The organism is Inhella proteolytica (genome assembly GCF_016093275.1).
Taxonomy (GTDB): Bacteria; Pseudomonadota; Gammaproteobacteria; order Burkholderiales; family Burkholderiaceae_C; genus Inhella; species Inhella proteolytica.
This window is the reverse complement of sequence record NZ_JAEDAK010000001.1, coordinates 259,508-276,350: the sequence shown is the minus strand read 5'-3', so window position 1 is coordinate 276,350 and position 16,843 is coordinate 259,508. Positions and strand designations below refer to the sequence as shown.

The following is a 16,843-nucleotide window of genomic DNA, read 5'->3' as shown; positions in this document are numbered from 1 at the left end:
CCAAAGAAAAACGCCCCCGCAGGGGCGTTGTGACGGGCTCAGCCGGGATCAGCGTTGGCCGATGGGCTTGACGTCGCGCGACTTGGCGCCGACGAAGAGCTGACGCGGACGGCCGATCTTGTATTCGGGGTCGCCGATCATCTCGTTCAGCTGTGCAATCCAGCCGACCGTGCGGGCCAGCGCAAAGATCGCCGTGAACAGCGGCACCGGAATGCCGATGGCGCGCTGCACGATGCCCGAGTAGAAGTCGACGTTCGGGTAGAGCTTGCGGGCGACGAAGTATTCGTCTTCCAGCGCGATCTTCTCGAGTTCCATCGCCAGCTTGAACAGCGGGTCGTCCTGCAGGCCGAGTTCGCCCAGCACCTCGTGGCAGGTTTCGCGCATCAGCTTGGCGCGCGGGTCGTAGTTCTTGTAGACGCGGTGGCCGAAGCCCATCAGCTTGACGCCGCTGTTCTTGTCCTTGACCTGCTTGATGAACTCGCCGATCTTGGCCACGCCGCCGTTTTGCTGGATGTCGCCCAGCATGTTCAGGCAGGCCTCGTTGGCGCCGCCGTGCGCCGGGCCCCACAGACAGGCCACGCCGGCCGCGATGGCCGCGAACGGGTTGGTGCCCGACGAACCGCACAGGCGCACGGTCGAGGTCGAGGCGTTCTGCTCGTGGTCGGCGTGCAGCGTGAAGATGCGGTCCATCGCGCGCACCAGCACATCGTTCGGCTTGTACTCCTCGCAAGGCGTGGCAAACATCATGCGCATGAAGTTGCCGGCGTACGAGAGATCGTTCTTCGGGTAGATGTAGGGCTGACCGATCGTGTACTTGTAGGCCATGGCCACGAGCGTGGGCATCTTGGCGATCAGGCGGATCGCCGCGATCTCGCGGTGCTCGGGGTTATTGATGTCGGTGCTGTCGTGATAGAAGGCCGACAGCGCCCCCACCAGGCCGGTCATCACCGCCATCGGGTGGGCGTCGCGGCGGAAGCCGCGCAGGAAGAACTGCATCTGCTCGTTGACCATCGTGTGGTGCATCACACGGTGGTTGAACTCCTCCTTCTGGGCGGCGTTGGGCAGCTCGCCGTACAGCAGCAGGTAGCAGGTTTCCAGGTAGTCGCAGTTCACCGCCAGCTGCTCGATCGGGTAGCCGCGATACAGCAGCTCGCCCTTGTCGCCATCGATGTAGGTGATGGTCGAGTTGCAGGAGGCCGTGCTCAGGAAGCCCGGGTCATAGGTGAACTTGCCGGTCTGGGCGTACAGCTTGCGGATGTCGATCACATCCGGGCCGATCGAACCCTTGTAGATCGGCAGCTCCATGGTGGGGCTGCCATCGCTGAAGGCCAGCGTGGCCTTGACGTCGGAGGGGGTCATCATCGTGGGGCTCCTGGGGTTTACGAGAGATTCTGCGATTCGGGTGGCTGGCGCAGCAATGCCAGCAAGGCATGAACTTCAGCCTGATCCAGCTCCCCTTCGGGCTCGCGACGCGCCAGCAGCAGATCGAGCAGGTCGTTGTCGCTCAGATCCATCAGCTGGTTCAGCGCCTCACCCTGCGCCACGGTCAGACCCGAACCGTGACGCTTGAAGAAGCGCTCGATGAAGAGATCGTTCTCCAGCAGGCCGCGGCGGCAGCGCCAGTGCAGCTTCGAGAGCGCGCGTTCATCGAGCAGTTCCATCTTTACACCGCGCGGCGGACCATCAGTTCTTTGATCTTGCCGATTGCCTTCGTGGGATTGAGACCCTTGGGGCAGACATCGACGCAGTTCATGATGCTGTGGCAGCGGAACAGACGGTACGGGTCTTCGAGATTGTCCAGACGCGCAGCGGTGTCCTGGTCGCGGCTGTCGGCAATGAAGCGGTAGGCCTGCAGCAGGCCGGCCGGGCCGACGAACTTGTCCGGATTCCACCAGAAGCTCGGGCAGCTGGTGGAGCAGCTGGCGCACAAGATGCACTCGTACAGGCCGTCGAGCTCCTCGCGCTCCTGCGGCGACTGCAGACGCTCCTTGTCAGGCGGCGGCGTGTCGTTGACGAGATAAGGTTTGATCGAGTGGTACTGCTTGAAGAACTGCGTCATGTCGACGATCAGGTCGCGCACCACCGGCAGGCCGGGCAGGGGCTTGAGCGTGATCGTCTTGGGCAGCTGACGCATGTTCGTCAGGCAGGCCAGGCCGTTCTTGCCATTGATGTTCATCGCGTCCGAACCGCACACGCCTTCGCGGCAGCTGCGGCGGAACGAGAGCGTCGGATCGACCGACTTGAGCTTCACCAGGGCGTCCAGCAGCATGCGCTCGCTGCCATCGAGCTCGATCTCGATGGTCTGCATGCGCGGCTTGGCGTCCTGGTCCGGGTCGTAGCGGTAGATGTTGAAGATGCGCTTGTCGCTCATGTTCTTCTTTCGGCCTTAGAAGGTGCGAACCTTCGGGGGAACGCTCTCGACGGTCAGCGGCTGCAGCTTGACCGGCTTGTAGTCCAGACGCGAGCCCTCGCTGTACCAGAGCGAGTGCTTCATCCAGTTGGCGTCGTCGCGATTCGGGTAGTCGTTGTGCGCGTGGGCGCCACGGCTTTCCGGGCGGGCCGCGGCCGAGACGATGGTGGCCTGGGCCGCCTCGATCAGGTTCTCGACTTCCAGGGCCTCGACACGGGCGGTGTTGAAGACCTTGCTCTTGTCCTTCAGGCCGATCGACTTCACGCGTTCACGGATCTGAGCGATCTGCTTGACGCCTTCGTCCAGCATGGCCTGGGTACGGAACACGCCGGCGTGCTTCTGCATCGAGGCGCGCAGATCGTTGGCGACATCCTGCGCGTACTCGCCACCGGTGGCGGAGTCCAGGCGCGCCAGACGCGCCAGGGTGCGGTCGGCCGCATCCTTGGGCAGGGGCTTGTGCTCGCGGTTCTTCAGGTTGTAGTCGACGATGTGCTTGCCGGCCGCGCGGCCGAACACCACCAGGTCGAGCAGCGAGTTCGTGCCCAGGCGGTTGGCGCCGTGCACGCTGACGCAGGAGCACTCGCCCACCGCGTACAGGCCATTGATGACCTCGTTGGGGTTGCCGTTCTTCGGCACCACCACCTGACCGTGGATGTTGGTGGGGATGCCACCCATCTGGTAGTGGATGGTCGGCACCACCGGGATCGGTTCCTTGGTGATGTCGACGTTGGCGAAGTTGTGGCCGATCTCGAACACCGAAGGCAGGCGCTTGAGGATGGTCTCCTTGCCCAGGTGGGTCATGTCCAGCAGCACGTAGTCCTTGTTCGGACCGCAGCCGCGACCTTCCTTGATCTCCTGGTCCATCGAGCGCGAAACGAAGTCGCGCGGCGCCAGGTCCTTCAGCGTCGGCGCATAGCGCTCCATGAAGCGCTCGCCATTGGAGTTGCGCAGGATCGCGCCCTCGCCACGGCAGCCCTCGGTCAGCAGGACGCCCGCGCCGGCCACGCCGGTCGGGTGGAACTGCCAGAACTCCATGTCTTCCAGCGGAATGCCGGCGCGCGCCGCCATGCCCAGGCCGTCACCGGTGTTGATGAATGCGTTGGTCGAGGCCTGGTAGATGCGACCGGCGCCGCCGGTGGCCATCAGCACGGTCTTGGCTTCCAGGATGTAGACCTCGCCGGTCTCCATCTCGAGTGCGGTCACGCCCACGCAATCGCCGTCGGCGTCGCGGATCAGGTCCAGCGCCATCCATTCGACAAAGAACTGCGTGCGCGCCTTGACGTTCTGCTGGTACAGGGTGTGCAACAGCGCGTGGCCGGTGCGGTCGGCGGCCGCGCAGGCACGCTGCACCGGCTTCTCGCCGTAGTTCGCGGTGTGGCCACCGAAGGGACGCTGGTAGATCGTGCCGTCCGGGTTGCGGTCGAAAGGCATGCCGAAGTGCTCGAGCTCGTACACGACCTTCGGCGCCTCGCGGCACATGAACTCGATGGCGTCCTGGTCACCCAGCCAATCCGAGCCCTTGACGGTATCGAAGAAGTGGTAATGCCAGTTGTCCTCGCTCATATTGCCCAGCGAGGCGCCGATGCCGCCCTGGGCGGCCACGGTGTGGGAGCGGGTCGGGAAGACCTTGGAGAGCACGGCCACGTTCAGGCCAGCCAGCGCCAGCTGCAGCGAGGCGCGCATGCCGGAGCCGCCGGCGCCGACGATCACGACGTCGAACTTCCGACGAGCCAGGTTTTGGGTTTGCATCGCTTACAGCCTCCAGAGCACTTGAAGCGCCCAGCCGGTGCAGCCCACCAGCCAGACCAGGGTGAACACATGCAGCGTCAGGCGGATGCCGACCGGCTTCACATAGTCCATCCAGATGTCACGCACACCGACCCACGCGTGGTAGGCCAGCGAAAGAATCACCGTGAAGGTCAGCACCTTCATCCATTGGGCGGCAAAGATGCCGGCCCAGCGGTCGTAGCCGATGGCGCCGGGCAGCAGCATCTGCACCAGCACCACGACCGTGAACAACGCCATCAGCGCGCCGGTGATGCGCTGCGCGAGCCAGTCGCGCAGACCGTAACGGGCGCCCGTGACCAGGCGCTTGTTGCCATAGGTAGACATGGGAACTCCTCAGTACAGGCCAAACAGCTTGGCACCCAGCGCCGCCGTCAGCAGCAGGCTCAGGCCCAGCACCAGCAAGGCGCTGGAGCGACCCTGCTCCTTGCTGACGCTATGCGTCGCATCCATCCACAGATGGCGCAGGCCGGCGCAGAAGTGGTGCAGATAGCCCCAGATCAGCCCCAGGCAGACCAGCTTGATGAACCAGCCCGGCACCGCGCCGATTCCCGCCACGAAGGCGTTCGTGAACTCCTCGTAGCTGATCTCGCTGGTGAGGCTCTTGTCGAAGAACCAGACCAGCAGGGGCAGCAGGATGAAGAGCAGCAAGCCACTGATGCGATGCAGGATCGAGACAAAGCCGGCCGGCGGCAGCCGGTAGCTGGTCAAGTCCGTGAAGACATTGAGGTTGGTGTATTGAGGGCGTGTTTTGGTGTTCATTGATTCGCCTTGGTGCGTCGGGTTGACGTAATCGGCTGTAAACAACGGCCGGCGATTCTAGGCACCCTCCCTGGCGCCACCCTGACGTGGGCTCTTGATGTGCGACAGAAACACTCGCAGAAATCCGGGGGAACCCTGCCCTAAACTCCCGCGCCATTTCCATCCCGTTTTCTCAACTCTCCCTTCGGAGCCTCCCCATGAGCAAGAAGCCCGTTCGCGTCGCCGTCACCGGCGCCGCCGGCCAGATTGGTTACGCCCTGCTGTTCCGTATCGCCTCGGGCGAAATGCTGGGCAAGGACCAGCCGGTGATCCTGCAGTTGCTGGAGATCCCGGACGAGAAGGCCCAGAACGCGCTCAAGGGCGTGATGATGGAACTGGAAGACTGCGCCTTCCCGCTGCTGGCCGGCATGGAAGCCCATTCCGACCCGATGACCGCCTTCAAGGACACCGACTACGCGCTTCTGGTTGGCGCCCGCCCGCGCGGCCCCGGCATGGAGCGCGCCGATCTGCTGGCTGCCAATGCCCAGATCTTCACCGCCCAGGGCAAGGCCCTGAACGCCGTGGCCAGCCGCAACGTCAAGGTGCTGGTGGTGGGCAACCCGGCCAACACCAATGCCTACATCGCCATGAAGTCGGCTCCGGACCTGCCGGCCAAGAACTTCACCGCCATGCTGCGTCTGGATCACAACCGCGCCGCCAGCCAGATCGCCGCCAAGACCGGCAAGGCCGTGGGCTCGATCAAGAAGCTCACCGTGTGGGGCAACCACTCGCCCACCATGTACGCGGACTACCGCTTCGCCACCATTGACGGCGCTGCGGTCAAGGACCTGATCAACGACCAGGTCTGGAACAAGGACGTGTTCCTGCCCACCGTCGGCAAGCGCGGCGCGGCCATCATTGCCGCGCGCGGCCTCTCCAGCGCCGCCTCGGCCGCCAATGCCGCCATCGACCACATGCGCGATTGGGCGCTGGGCACGAATGGCGAATGGGTCACCATGGGCATCCCCTCGGCCGGCGACTACGAGATCCCCGAAGGCGTGATGTACGGCTTCCCCGTCACCTGCGCCAACGGCGAGTACCAGGTCGTCAAGGGCCTTGAAGTCGATGCCTTCAGCCGCGAGTGCATGACCAAGACCCTGAACGAGCTGCTGGAAGAGAAGGCCGCCATCGAGCACCTGCTCAAATAAGCCAGCCTGACTCGACCCGGGGCCGGTTTCGACCGGCCCTTTTGCTTTTCACCCCTGCCATGCACCCACGCCTCGCCCTCTTTGCCGGTGAAACCCAGCCCCTGAGCCTGCCGGTGGTGGACCACTATTGCGGCATCGAGAAGCTGATGCGCAAGAGCCTGGCCTTGCAGGCCGCGCGCGGTCCGGTGTTCGACGTCACGCTGGACTGCGAGGACGGCGCCGTGGTGGGCGCCGAGACCGAGCATGTGCAGTTGGTGGCCGAGCTGCTGGCCAGCCCGGAGAACCGCCATGGCCGCGTGGGCGTGCGTGTACACCCGGTGGATCACCCGGCCTTCGAGCTGGAGCTGCAGGCCTTGGCCGCCGCTCCGGTGGCACCGGCCTACCTGATGCTGCCCAAGATCGAGTCGCACGCTCAACTGGTACGCGGCGCAGCGGCGGTTCGGGCTGCGTGGGGAACGCGGTCGGCGCCGCCGCTGCAGGCACTGATCGAAACCCACGGCGGCCTGCGCGAGGTCGAGGCCATCGCCGCCCATCCGGCGCTGCAGTCCCTCTCATTCGGCCTGATGGATTTCGTCTCCGCCCACCACGGCGCCATTCCGCGCGAGGCGCTGACGCTGGACGGGCAGTTCGACCACCCCTTGGTGCGGCAAGCCAAGCTGGCCATTGCCGCGGCCTGTCACGGCCATGGCATCGTGCCCTCGCATTGCGTCGTCACCGAACTGCGCTCGCGCTCGCGCCTGCAGGAAGCGGCGCGGCGCGCCGCGCGCGAGTTCGGCTACACGCGCATGTGGAGCATCCACCCCGATCAGATCGAGCCCATCCTGGAGGCCTTCGCCCCCAGTACAGCCGAGGTGGACGAGGCCATCGAGATCCTCGACGCCGCCCAGGCCGCGGGATGGGGCCCGATTCGGCACCGCGACCAGTTGCACGACCGCGCCAGCTACCGGCTTTTCTGGAGCCTGCTGGAGCGCGCCCAGCGCACTGGCCAGGACCTGCCAGCGGAGGTGCGCCTGCGTTACTTCGGCGCGACAATCGCAGCCTGACTCCGCGGAAACCTCCGATGCGCACGCTTCTGCTTGCGGCCTCTTGCTCGGCCATCTGCCTGGCCTTTGCGCCCGCCCACGCAAACCCCACGCCACCCAAGCCGATCAAGAAGGTCAGCAAGGCCAAGCCCGCGTTGCCCGTGGAGCCGCCCGAGCCGGAAACCCTGGACGACGAGCGCATGGCAGTGGTGCCACGCGTGCTCGTGGGTGACTCGCAGTGCGAGTTCGGCCGCAGCGTTCGGGTCGCCCCCCACCCCAGCCTGGCCGGCCGCTTCATGCTGACCCTGGGCAAGCAGCAGCACATCCTGACGCCGCAACCCACCAGCACCGGCGTCATTCGCCTGGAAAACGCCAAGGCGGGCCTGGTCTGGCTGCAGGTGCCGATCAAGTCGATGCTGATGAATGCCAAGCTGGGTCAGCGCCTGGCGGACAACTGCCTGCACACCGCGCAGACCGCCGAACTGGAAGCCATGAAAGCCGCCGAGCTGGCGCAACCCGAGAGCGCCGCACAGTAAGTCGAAAAGATTCGTATATACTCGCGCGCTTTGCTAGCAAACCCCGCGTCGATTTGTCGGCACAAGGTATGCAAAGGGCAGCCGGTACTCAGGTCCGGACCCCGGAGCACCGGTGAAACAGTTCGCAAGACAGTTCGCCAACTAGCCAGCCCTGCACACCCGCCACGAACACCGAGCGAAACCGAAGGAAGCTTCCCCACATGACCACCATCCGCGTCAAAGAAAACGAGCCGTTCGACGTTGCCCTGCGTCGCTTCAAGCGCACCATCGAAAAGCTCGGTCTGCTGACCGACCTGCGCGCCCGTGAATTCTTTGAGAAACCCACGGCCGAGCGCAAGCGCAAGAAGGCTGCCGCCGTCAAGCGCCACTACAAGCGCGTGCGCAGCATGCAGCTGCCCAAGCGCATGTACTGATCGGCAACGATCACCGGCCCGGGCTCGCTTCGACGCCCTGCCCTGACGGCCCGCGCCACCTGGTGTCGCGGGCCGTTTTGTTTTCACCCCCGCCGCATTACCGACGATGAGCCTCAAAGACCGCATCACCGAAGACATGAAAACCGCCATGCGCGCCAAGGACACCGAGCGCCTGGGCACCATCCGCATGCTGCTGGCCGCCGTCAAGCAAAAGGAAGTGGATGAACGCGTGGTGGTGGACGACACCGCCCTGGTAGCCATCGTCGACAAGCTGATCAAGCAGCGCAAGGACGCCATGGAACAGTTCCGTGGCGCCGGCCGTGAGGATCTAGCCAGCAAGGAAGAGGCCGAAGTGGCGGTGCTGCAGGTTTACCTGCCCGAGCGCCTCTCCGCCGAAGCCCTGCTCGCGGAAGTCAAGGCCATCGTGGCGGAGCTGGGCGCCAGCGGCCCGGCCGACATGGGCAAGGTGATGGGCGCCGTCAAGGCCCGTCTGGCCGGCAAGGCGGACATGAGCCAGGCCTCCGCCGCCGTCAAGCAGGCCCTGGCGGGTTGAAGGCCATGAGCATCCAGATCCGCCAGATTGCCGCCGACGTCTGCGTGGCACCGCAGCTTGCCCCCGAGCACATGGGCGAACTCGCCGGTATGGGCTTCCGCAGCGTCGTCAACAACCGCCCTGATTTCGAGCATGGCCCGGATCAACCCGCCCAGGCCGACATCGAGACGGCCGCCCGGGCCGCCGGGCTGGAGTACCGCTACCTCCCGGTGTCGGGCGGCTTCCAGACGCCGGAGCAGGTGGCGGCCATGGCCGAACTGCTGAAGGATCTGCCGCGCCCCTTGCTGATGTTCTGCCGCTCGGGCGCGCGCTCCGCCAACCTGTACGCCCAGGCTTGCCAGCTCGGTTGAACGCGGGCAATCCCTAGTGGGGTCGCGGCCGTCGCCGCGGCCCCGCTCCGTACAGTCGGGCCCCTCTCAGTGGGGTTCGCATGAATGGATTGCTGAAGTTCTCGCAGGGCGTCGACGCCCTGAATGCCTGGGTGGGGCGTTGGCTGTCCTGGCTGGTGCTGCTGATGGTGCTGATCAGCGCGGGCAACGCCATCGTGCGCAAGGTGTTCAGCAACAGCTCGAACGCCTTTCTCGAGATCCAGTGGTATCTATTCGCCGCCATCTTCCTGCTGGCCTCGGCCTACACCCTGCTGCGCAACGAGCACGTCAAGATTGACGTGGTGCTGGGCCGCTTCCCGCGCCGCACGCAGGTGAAGGTCGAAATCTTCGGCTTGCTGGTGTTCCTGCTGCCCTTCGTGGTCTATGTGAGCGCACTGTCCTGGCCTGAAGTTCACAAGGCCTTCGTGTCGGGCGAGGTGAGCGAGAACGCCGGCGGCCTGATCCGCTGGCCGGTGTATGCGCTGCTGCCAGTGGGCATGGCGCTGCTGGGCCTGCAGGGGCTTTCCGAAGTGGTCAAGCGGCTGGCCTTCCTCGCCGGCCGTGCCCCTGACCCGAGCGCACGCCAGCAGGCCAAGACCGCCGAAGAGGAACTGGCCGAGGCGATTCGCAAGCAAAGTGGGAGCGCCGCATGAACGAGTTCATCGTCGCCAACCTCGCGCCCATCATGTTCGGTGGGCTGATCCTGTTCCTGCTGATGGGCTTTTCGGTCGCCTTCTCGCTGGCGGCCTGCGGTCTGTTCTTCGGCTACCTGGGCGTGGCCCTGGGCGTGCCCGGCCTGGAGCAGCTGATGCATGCGCTGCCGCTGCGCATCTTCGGCATCATGAAGAACGAGACCCTGCTGGCGATCCCCTTCTTCACCTTCATGGGGCTGATCCTGGAACGCTCCGGCATGGCGGAGGACCTGCTCGACACGATCGGCCAGCTGTTCGGACCGGTACGCGGCGGTCTGGCCTTTGCAGTGATCCTGGTGGGAGCCATGCTGGCGGCCACGACCGGCGTGGTTGCGGCATCGGTGATCTCGATGGGCCTGATCTCGCTGCCCATCATGCTGCGCTACGGCTACGACCGTCGGATTGCCTCGGGCGTGATCGCCGCCTCGGGCACGCTGGCGCAGATCATCCCGCCCTCGCTGGTGCTGATCATCTTGGCCGACCAGCTCGGGCGCTCGGTCGGCGATCTGTACAAGGGCGCCTTCATCCCGGGCTTCGTGCTCACGGCGCTCTATGTCGGCTTCGTGCTGCTCGTCACACTGTGGCGGCCGGCCTGGGCGCCCGCCCTGCCCCTGAGCGCCCGCACCATTCGCGAGGACAGCGGCGCCAGCGGCCTGCGTTCGCTGGGCGTGCTGGTGCTGCTCACGGTGGCGCTGGCCGTGCTGTTTGCGAAGCAGCGCCCGGCCGAAGCTCCGCTGGACGAGACCATCGTGCTGTCCATGTGCGTGGGCGTCGCGGTGGCGTTCTCGCTCGCCGTGCTGAACCGGCTGTTCAAGCTCGGGCTGCTGTCGCGCATGGCCGAGCGGGTGACCTTCGTGCTGATCCCGCCGCTGGCGCTGATCTTCCTGGTGCTGGGTACGATCTTCCTCGGTATCGCCACGCCGACGGAAGGTGGCGCCATGGGCGCCGTGGGCGCCCTGGTGATGGCCCTGGCGCGCCGCCGCCTGCAGCTGCCACTGCTCAAGCAGGCCATGGACACGACCATGAAGCTCAGCTGCTTCGTGGTCTTCATCCTGATCGGCTCGACCGTCTTCAGCCTGGCCTTCCAGGGCGTGGACGGCCCGCGCTGGGTGGAACACCTGCTGACCTCGCTGCCGGGCGGCCAGCTGGGCTTCCTGATCGTGGTGAACGTGCTGGTATTCGTGCTGGCCTTCTTCCTGGACTTCTTTGAGCTCAGCTTCATCGTCGTGCCCCTGCTGGGCCCGGTGGCCGAAAAGCTGGGCATCGACTTGGTCTGGTTCGGCGTGCTGCTGGCGGTCAATATGCAGACCTCTTTCATGCACCCGCCCTTCGGCTTTGCGCTGTTCTACCTGCGCAGCGTGGCGCCGACCGAGGACTACAAGGATCGCGTGACCGGGCAGACGGTGGCCAAGGTCAGCACCGGCCAGATCTACTGGGGTGCCGTGCCCTTTGTGCTGATCCAGATCGTGATGGTGGCGCTCATCATTGCCTTCCCGGGTCTCGTCACCCGCGACAAGACTACCAACGTCAAGGACGTGGACACCGAGCAGATCTACAAGGACATGGAGCCGGCCACACCCACGTTCGCACCGCCGCCGATCGAGGAGGACAGTGGCGCCTCGGCGCCGGCCAGCGCGGCCTCCGAATGAGACGAGGCGCCACGCTGCAACGACAAGGGGCCTCGCGGGGCCCCTTGTCACATTTGCTGCCGGTGCGGCCTCAGAGCTTGTTGACCTTGCTCTGCATGTAGTTGTCGAAGAAGGCTTCGGTGTAGCGGAACCAGCGGTTGCTTTCCTTGCGGAAGGCCGCGTAGTCGCTGTAGACCTTCTTCCAGTTCGGGTTTTTGGCCATCAGCTCGCTGTACAGGCCCATCGACTCCTGGAACGCCAGATCCATCACCGGCACCGGCATCTGCACCAGCTTGGTCTTGTTGGCCAGCAGCTGCGTCAGCGCGGCCGGGTTGCGGGCGTCGTACTTGGCCTGCATCTCGGTGTGCGCATAGGCGGCCGCGGCTTCCACGATGGCCTTGTACTCGGCCGAGAGACCATTGAAAGCCTTGGTGTTGATGTAGAGGTCCAGCTGCGGGCCACCCTCCCACCAGCCCGGGTAGTGATAGAAGGGCGCCACCTTGAAAAAGCCGAGCTTCAGGTCGTCGTAGGGGCCGACCCACTCGGCCGCGTCGATGGTGCCTTTTTCCAGTGCCTGGTAGATCTCGCCGCCCGGAATGTTCTGCGGCACGCCGCCCATGCGCTCCAGCACACGGCCGGCAAAGCCGCCGATGCGCATCTTCAGGCCCTTGACGTCGGCGACCGTCTTGATTTCCTTGCGATACCAGCCGCCCATCTGCGCGCCGGTATTGCCCATCGGGAAATGGACGATGTTGTAGTTGGCGTAGAACTCGCGCATCAGTTTCAGCCCGTTGCCCTCGTACTGCCAGGCCGTCATCTGGCGGCTGTTCAGTCCGAAGGGGATGGCACAGCCGATGGCAAAGGTCTCGTCCTTGCCGAAGAAGTAATAGGGCGCCGTGTGCGCCATCTCCACGGTGGCGTTCTGCACGCCATCCACCACGCCGAAAGCGGGCATCAGCTCGCCGCCGGCATGCACGGAAATCTGGAACTTGCCGCCCGACATCTCGCCCACCTTCTTGGCAAAGACTTCGGCGGCGCCATAGATGGTGTCCAGCGCCTTGGGGAAGCTGGACGCGAGGCGCCAGCGCAGCACGGTTTGGGCTTGCACAGCCGGGGCCACGCCCGCGGCCAGGATGCCGGCCAGACCTGCCTGGCCGACAAAGGAACGACGCTCCATCGATTGCTCTCCTTGAATGAGGGAAAACCTGAGACCCGCGGAGTCTAGGAAGTCGCCTCTAAATTCCCTCTGCGGGCAAACCCGGCGCGAGCCTTCGATGAATCAGGAGCCCGCCAGCTTCATGCGCGAGACCAGCACGGAGCCCACGGTCTTCGTGCCGAGCGTGTAGCGGTCGGTACCGATCGCCACGATGTCCTGGAACATCTGGCGCAGATTGCCGGCGATCGTCACCTCCTGCACCGGGAAGGCGATCTCGCCGTTCTCCACCCAGTAGCCGCTGGCGCCGCGCGAGTAATCGCCCGTCACGTAGTTGACGCCCTGCCCCATCAGCTCGGTGACGAACAGGCCCCGCTGCATGCGTCGGATCAGGGTCGGCAGATCATCCCCGGCGGCCGTGCAGCGGCTCTTCATCACCAGGTTGTGCGAACCACCGGCATGGCCGGTGGTCTTGAGCCCCAGCTTGCGCGCCGAGTAGCTAGACAGGAAGTAGCCCTGCAGCACCCCGCCTTGCACCACGCTGCGTGCCTGCGTGCGCACGCCTTCGTCATCGAAGGCCGAGCTGCCCTTGCCGCGCGGAAGCAGCGGGTCCTCGTCGATGTCGATGTGCGAGCCCAGCACCGGCTGGCCCAGGCTGTCCACCAGAAAGCTGGCCTTGCGGTAGAGCGCGCCGCCGCTGGTTGCCTGCACCAGGGCCCCCAGCAAGCCGGCTGCCACGGTGTTCTCGAACAGCACCGGCACCTCGGCCGTGGCGACCTTGCGCGCCTTCAGGCGTGAGAGCGCACGCTCGGCCGCATAGCGCCCGACGGACTCGGGCGCCGCCAGGTCGGCGGCACTGCGCTCCGAGCTGTACCAGGCATCGCGCTGCATGTCGGCGCCACGGCCGGCGATAGGGGCAACGGAGATCGAATGACGGCTGCTGGCGTAGCCGCCGCGAAAGCCGCGGCTGTTGCCGGCGAAGAAGTGCGACTGCTGGGCCGACACGGCCGCGCCTTCGCTGTTGCTGATGCGCCGGTCGGTGGCCAAGGCGGCGGCTTCGCAGCGCAGCGCCAGCTCGCAGGCCTGGCTGGCATCGAGGGCCCAGGGATGGAACAGGTCCAGATCGGGCGCGGGTTCGAGCAGCAGATCCTCCGCATCGGGCAGGCCGGCGGCCGGATCCTCGGCGGTGAAGCGGGCGATGTCGTAGGCGGCCTGCACGGTGTCGGCCAGGGCCTTGTCGGAAAAGTCCGAGGTGCTGGCATGGCCGCGGCGCTGGCCCAGGAAGACGGTGACCCCGAGCGATTTGTCGCGGTTGCGCTCGACGTTCTCCAGCTTGCCCAGGCGCGCCGAGACCGACAGGCCCGCGCCCTCGCTGACCTCGGCCGCCGCGTCGCTGGCGCCGCGTTCGCGCGCCAGTTGCAGGGTGCGCTCCACGAGGTCCTGGAACTCGTCACGCGAATGGGCAAAGCCTTGGGCTGGGGTGCTCATGGATGGGGCCGGCACAGGGCCAGGAAACAGGGGCGCTCATTATGATGAGGCGATGTCCTTCAATGACCGCCCCAAGCGCCCTCGCCCGGGCCCGCTCTCGCACCTGCAGCACGACGCCGACAGCGATGAGTACGGCCCCAGCCGCACCCAGCTCAAGCGCGAGTCCGATGCGCTGCAAAAGCTTGGCGAAGACCTGCTGACCCTGCCCGACAGCCGGCTGAACGCGCTCGAAATGCCCGAAACCCTGCGCTTCGCCCTGCGCGACGCCAAGAAGATCACCGCCCACGGCGCCAAGCGCCGCCAGCTGCAGTACATCGGCAAGCTGATGCGGGGTGTCGAGGCCGAGCCGCTGCACGAAGCCGTGGCGGCCTTCCGGCTGGGGCACGCGCAGGACCAGTTGCGCCTGCACAAGCTGGAGCATGTGCGCACCCAGCTGATCGACAGCGATGAGGCCCTGCAGACCTACATTGAGCAGCACCCGGGCGTGGATGTGCAGCAGCTGCGCAGCCTGGTGCGTTCGGCGCGCAAGGATGCATCCGCCAACCCCGAGGCCCGCAGCGGCCGGGGCTTCCGCGAGCTGTTCCAGTTCCTGAAGGAGCAGCCCGAGGCCGAGGACGAGGCCTGATGGAGAGCGTCCGCATCGGCATCGTTTCCTGCTCCGACCGAGCCAGCACCGGCGTCTATGAGGACAAGGGCCTGCCGGCACTGCGCGAATGGCTGGGCAAGGCGCTGCGCAACCCCATCGAGTTCGAGCCGCGCCTGATCCCCGACGAGCGCGCCACCATCGCCGAAACCTTGCGCGAACTGGTGGACCAGACCGGCTGCCACCTGGTGCTGACCACCGGTGGTACCGGCCCGGCCCCGCGCGACGTGACCCCGGATGCGACGCTGGACGTGGCCGAGCGCGTCATGCCCGGTTTTGGCGAGCAGATGCGCCAGATATCGCTGCGCTTCGTGCCCACGGCCATCCTGTCGCGTCAGGTGGGCGTGATTCGCGGGCGCTGCCTGATCCTGAACCTGCCCGGCCAACCCAAGGCCATCGCCGAAACACTGGAAGGACTGCGCGGCGCCGATGGCGGCCTGGAACTGCCCGGCATCTTCGCCGCCGTGCCCTATTGCATCGATCTGATCGGCGGACCCTACCTGGAAACCGACCCGGCCGTCTGCAAGGCCTTCCGGCCGAAAAGCGCCCAGCGCAACCCTGCTTAACTCCGCGTGCGGCGCCGGGCGCCGATGGCGGCCAGGCCCAGCAGGGCCAGCCAGCCCGTTGGCGCCTCGGGCACCTGCTGGGCCGGCTGGAACACGAAGTTGTCACCCACCCAATTGCCGGACAGGCTGCCGCGCTCATGGCGATCGATGCGGTAGCCGGTGATGCCGCTCAGGGAGAGAAAGACCGAGGTGTCCATGCGGCGCAGCAGCTCGGGCTGGCCGTCCACGTCATCCGGCAGGGCCAGGCTGACGGAGGCCAGCACGTCCAGGCCATGCAGCGCGTGAACGGTGACCTCGTCGGCCCCGCCGCCGTAGCCGTAGTACTCGTTCTGGCCGAACCAGGCCTCGGTGAGCACCTGGTCGGTGCTGATGAACAGGTGGTCGTTGGTGAACTCGCCGCCGAACTGCGCCGCGACATTGGTGACGAAGTAATGGCCCGACTGCGGCAGGCCGAACAGGGGGCCATCCGGCGGCGCCACGCGGTAGGCATCGCCCACCACGCTGAAGCGCTCGTCCCAGATCACATTCCGATAGCTCAGGCTGGCGCCGTTGGCGTAGTACAGACCGGTCGCCCCCGTCACCGCCGGCAGGCTCGGCAGGTCGTCAAAGCTGGCCAGCACGGGCGCGGCCTGCACGCCAAGGCGACCGACGCCCAACAGGGCGGCGACGAGGAGGGAATGGATCTTCATGCGGGCGCTCCTTGCTGTGGGGGTGTTCCACGATGGGCCAGGCACGCATCCTCGGGCCAGGGCCGCGCGGGTGGGACGCCTGTTTGTAAGCAGAGGCAACACCCAACGGCCCCGCCACCCGGCTGCGGGGTGGGTAGAACCCTGAGCGGGGCTCGGTCGCCCTACTTCACCAGCCGGCTGAGCTGCTCGGCGTCGAAACACTCGTCCTTGAGCGCGTCCGAGGGCACGCAGTTCTTCTTGCCGCTTTCGCTCAGTTCCTTGATGGCGGCCCAGAGCAGCGCGATCTGGTGCTCGTGCCCGGCGGCGTTGTCGATCAGACCCTTCATGGCCTGCGACACCGGGTCGTCGCCCTGCGTCACCGCATAGGCGCTGAAACCCATCTTGCTGGCCGCAGCCTCCCGCTGCGGGTCCTTGGCCTCGATGATGCGGGCCGGGTTGCCCACCGCCGTGGCGCCCGGCGGCACCGGCTTGGTGACCACCGCCCCGGAGCCGATGCGCGCGCCCGCTCCCACCGTGAAGCCGCCAAGCACGCAGGCGTTGGCCCCCACCACCACCCCGCGCTCCAGCGTGGGGTGGCGCTTGGCCCCCTTGATGAGCGTGGTGCCCCCCAGCGTCACCCCCTGGTAGATGGTGACTTCGTCGTGCACCTCGGCCATCTCGCCGATGACGATGCCCATGCCGTGGTCGATGAAGACGCGCCGACCGAACTGGGCGCCGGGATGGATCTCGATGCCGGTCAGCCAGCGGCTCAGGTGCGAAACAAAGCGGCCCAGCGTCTTGAAGCCATGCGTCCACAGCCAGTGCGCGCGACGGTGCAGGATCAGCGCGTGCAGGCCCGGGTAACACCAGAACACTTCCCAGGCCGTGCGGGCGGCGGGGTCGCGTTCCAGGATGCAGGCGATGTCTTCGCGCAGACGGGCAAACATGGGCAAATCCTTCTTGGGGGCG

Annotated in this window: 20 protein-coding genes; 10 read left to right on the top strand and 10 right to left on the bottom strand. The window is 66.2% G+C overall.

What is annotated here, in order from left to right; translation table 11 throughout:
- Nucleotides 1-48 precede the first annotated feature (48 nt).
- The 6 genes from gltA to sdhC are packed head-to-tail and all read right to left on the bottom strand — an operon-like array spanning nt 49 to nt 4,957.
- On the bottom strand, nt 49-1,359 hold the full coding sequence (gene gltA, locus I7X39_RS01235) for a citrate synthase (RefSeq protein WP_198109398.1): 1,311 nt from the start codon (nt 1,357-1,359) through the stop codon (nt 49-51).
- 20 nt (nt 1,360-1,379) lie between these two features.
- Nucleotides 1,380-1,661, bottom strand: coding sequence for an FAD assembly factor SdhE (locus tag I7X39_RS01230; RefSeq protein WP_198109128.1), 282 nt, complete (start codon nt 1,659-1,661; stop codon nt 1,380-1,382).
- Nucleotides 1,662-1,663: 2 nt separating this feature from the next.
- Nucleotides 1,664-2,371, bottom strand: coding sequence for a succinate dehydrogenase iron-sulfur subunit (locus I7X39_RS01225; RefSeq protein WP_198109127.1), 708 nt, complete (start codon nt 2,369-2,371; stop codon nt 1,664-1,666).
- A 15-nt stretch (nt 2,372-2,386) separates the two neighbouring features.
- Nucleotides 2,387-4,159 (bottom strand): succinate dehydrogenase flavoprotein subunit, encoded by a 1,773-nt coding sequence (gene sdhA, locus I7X39_RS01220; RefSeq protein ID WP_198109126.1) that lies wholly within the window; start codon nt 4,157-4,159, stop codon nt 2,387-2,389.
- A 3-nt stretch (nt 4,160-4,162) separates the two neighbouring features.
- Entirely contained in the window at nt 4,163-4,522 is a 360-nt protein-coding gene (gene sdhD, locus I7X39_RS01215) for a succinate dehydrogenase, hydrophobic membrane anchor protein (RefSeq protein WP_198109125.1), read from the bottom strand.
- 9 nt (nt 4,523-4,531) lie between these two features.
- Complete coding sequence (sdhC, locus tag I7X39_RS01210; protein ID WP_198109124.1) at nt 4,532-4,957, bottom strand: succinate dehydrogenase, cytochrome b556 subunit; 426 nt, start codon at nt 4,955-4,957, stop codon at nt 4,532-4,534.
- A 197-nt stretch (nt 4,958-5,154) separates the two neighbouring features.
- Between sdhC and I7X39_RS01205 the strand changes: the two genes are divergently transcribed.
- The 8 genes from I7X39_RS01205 to I7X39_RS01170 all read left to right on the top strand — a co-directional run bounded on the left by I7X39_RS01205 (nt 5,155) and on the right by I7X39_RS01170 (nt 11,377).
- The gene (locus I7X39_RS01205; RefSeq protein ID WP_198109123.1) at nt 5,155-6,144 is read left to right on the top strand and encodes a malate dehydrogenase; all 990 of its coding nucleotides are present in this window, start codon (nt 5,155-5,157) and stop codon (nt 6,142-6,144) included.
- 59 nt (nt 6,145-6,203) lie between these two features.
- The gene (locus I7X39_RS01200; RefSeq protein WP_198109122.1) at nt 6,204-7,187 is read left to right on the top strand and encodes an HpcH/HpaI aldolase/citrate lyase family protein; all 984 of its coding nucleotides are present in this window, start codon (nt 6,204-6,206) and stop codon (nt 7,185-7,187) included.
- 17 nt (nt 7,188-7,204) lie between these two features.
- The gene (locus I7X39_RS01195; protein WP_198109121.1) at nt 7,205-7,702 is read left to right on the top strand and encodes a hypothetical protein; all 498 of its coding nucleotides are present in this window, start codon (nt 7,205-7,207) and stop codon (nt 7,700-7,702) included.
- Between the two features lie 200 nt (nt 7,703-7,902).
- Entirely contained in the window at nt 7,903-8,115 is a 213-nt protein-coding gene (gene rpsU, locus I7X39_RS01190; protein ID WP_198100531.1) for a 30S ribosomal protein S21, read from the top strand.
- A gap of 106 nt (nt 8,116-8,221) precedes the next feature.
- Nucleotides 8,222-8,668 carry a GatB/YqeY domain-containing protein gene (locus I7X39_RS01185; RefSeq protein WP_198109120.1) on the top strand — a complete coding sequence of 149 codons (447 nt, stop codon included), beginning with the start codon at nt 8,222-8,224 and terminating at the stop codon, nt 8,666-8,668.
- 5 nt (nt 8,669-8,673) lie between these two features.
- Nucleotides 8,674-9,018, top strand: coding sequence for a protein tyrosine phosphatase family protein (locus I7X39_RS01180; RefSeq protein WP_198109119.1), 345 nt, complete (start codon nt 8,674-8,676; stop codon nt 9,016-9,018).
- A gap of 80 nt (nt 9,019-9,098) precedes the next feature.
- On the top strand, nt 9,099-9,689 hold the full coding sequence (locus I7X39_RS01175) for a TRAP transporter small permease subunit (RefSeq protein WP_198109118.1): 591 nt from the start codon (nt 9,099-9,101) through the stop codon (nt 9,687-9,689).
- Nucleotides 9,686-11,377 (top strand): TRAP transporter large permease, encoded by a 1,692-nt coding sequence (locus I7X39_RS01170; protein ID WP_198109117.1) that lies wholly within the window; start codon nt 9,686-9,688, stop codon nt 11,375-11,377. The genes I7X39_RS01175 and I7X39_RS01170 overlap by 4 nt, the downstream gene beginning before the upstream one ends.
- A gap of 70 nt (nt 11,378-11,447) precedes the next feature.
- Here I7X39_RS01170 and I7X39_RS01165 read toward each other — a convergent pair whose 3' ends face one another.
- Both I7X39_RS01165 and pmbA read right to left on the bottom strand, forming a co-directional pair.
- The gene (locus I7X39_RS01165) at nt 11,448-12,533 is read right to left on the bottom strand and encodes a TRAP transporter substrate-binding protein (protein WP_198109116.1); all 1,086 of its coding nucleotides are present in this window, start codon (nt 12,531-12,533) and stop codon (nt 11,448-11,450) included.
- A 102-nt stretch (nt 12,534-12,635) separates the two neighbouring features.
- The gene (gene pmbA, locus I7X39_RS01160) at nt 12,636-13,997 is read right to left on the bottom strand and encodes a metalloprotease PmbA (protein ID WP_198109115.1); all 1,362 of its coding nucleotides are present in this window, start codon (nt 13,995-13,997) and stop codon (nt 12,636-12,638) included.
- Nucleotides 13,998-14,049: 52 nt separating this feature from the next.
- On the opposite strand from pmbA, the gene yjgA reads away from it, so the two are divergent.
- Together yjgA and mog are read left to right on the top strand one after the other, a co-directional pair.
- On the top strand, nt 14,050-14,622 hold the full coding sequence (yjgA, locus tag I7X39_RS01155) for a ribosome biogenesis factor YjgA (protein WP_198109114.1): 573 nt from the start codon (nt 14,050-14,052) through the stop codon (nt 14,620-14,622).
- Nucleotides 14,622-15,206, top strand: a complete 585-nt coding sequence (gene mog / locus I7X39_RS01150; protein WP_198109113.1) for a molybdopterin adenylyltransferase — start codon at nt 14,622-14,624, stop codon at nt 15,204-15,206. Before yjgA ends, mog begins: the two co-directional genes overlap by 1 nt.
- Here the strand turns inward: mog and I7X39_RS01145 are convergent.
- A complete protein-coding gene (locus I7X39_RS01145) occupies nt 15,203-15,895 on the bottom strand; it encodes a GlyGly-CTERM sorting domain-containing protein (RefSeq protein ID WP_198109112.1) in 693 nt (230 codons plus the stop codon). The two genes, mog and I7X39_RS01145, sit on opposite strands and share 4 nt — an antisense overlap.
- A 161-nt stretch (nt 15,896-16,056) precedes the next feature.
- Nucleotides 16,057-16,821, bottom strand: a complete 765-nt coding sequence (gene cysE, locus I7X39_RS01140) for a serine O-acetyltransferase (RefSeq protein ID WP_198109111.1) — start codon at nt 16,819-16,821, stop codon at nt 16,057-16,059.
- Between the last annotated feature and the right edge of the window lie 22 nt (nt 16,822-16,843).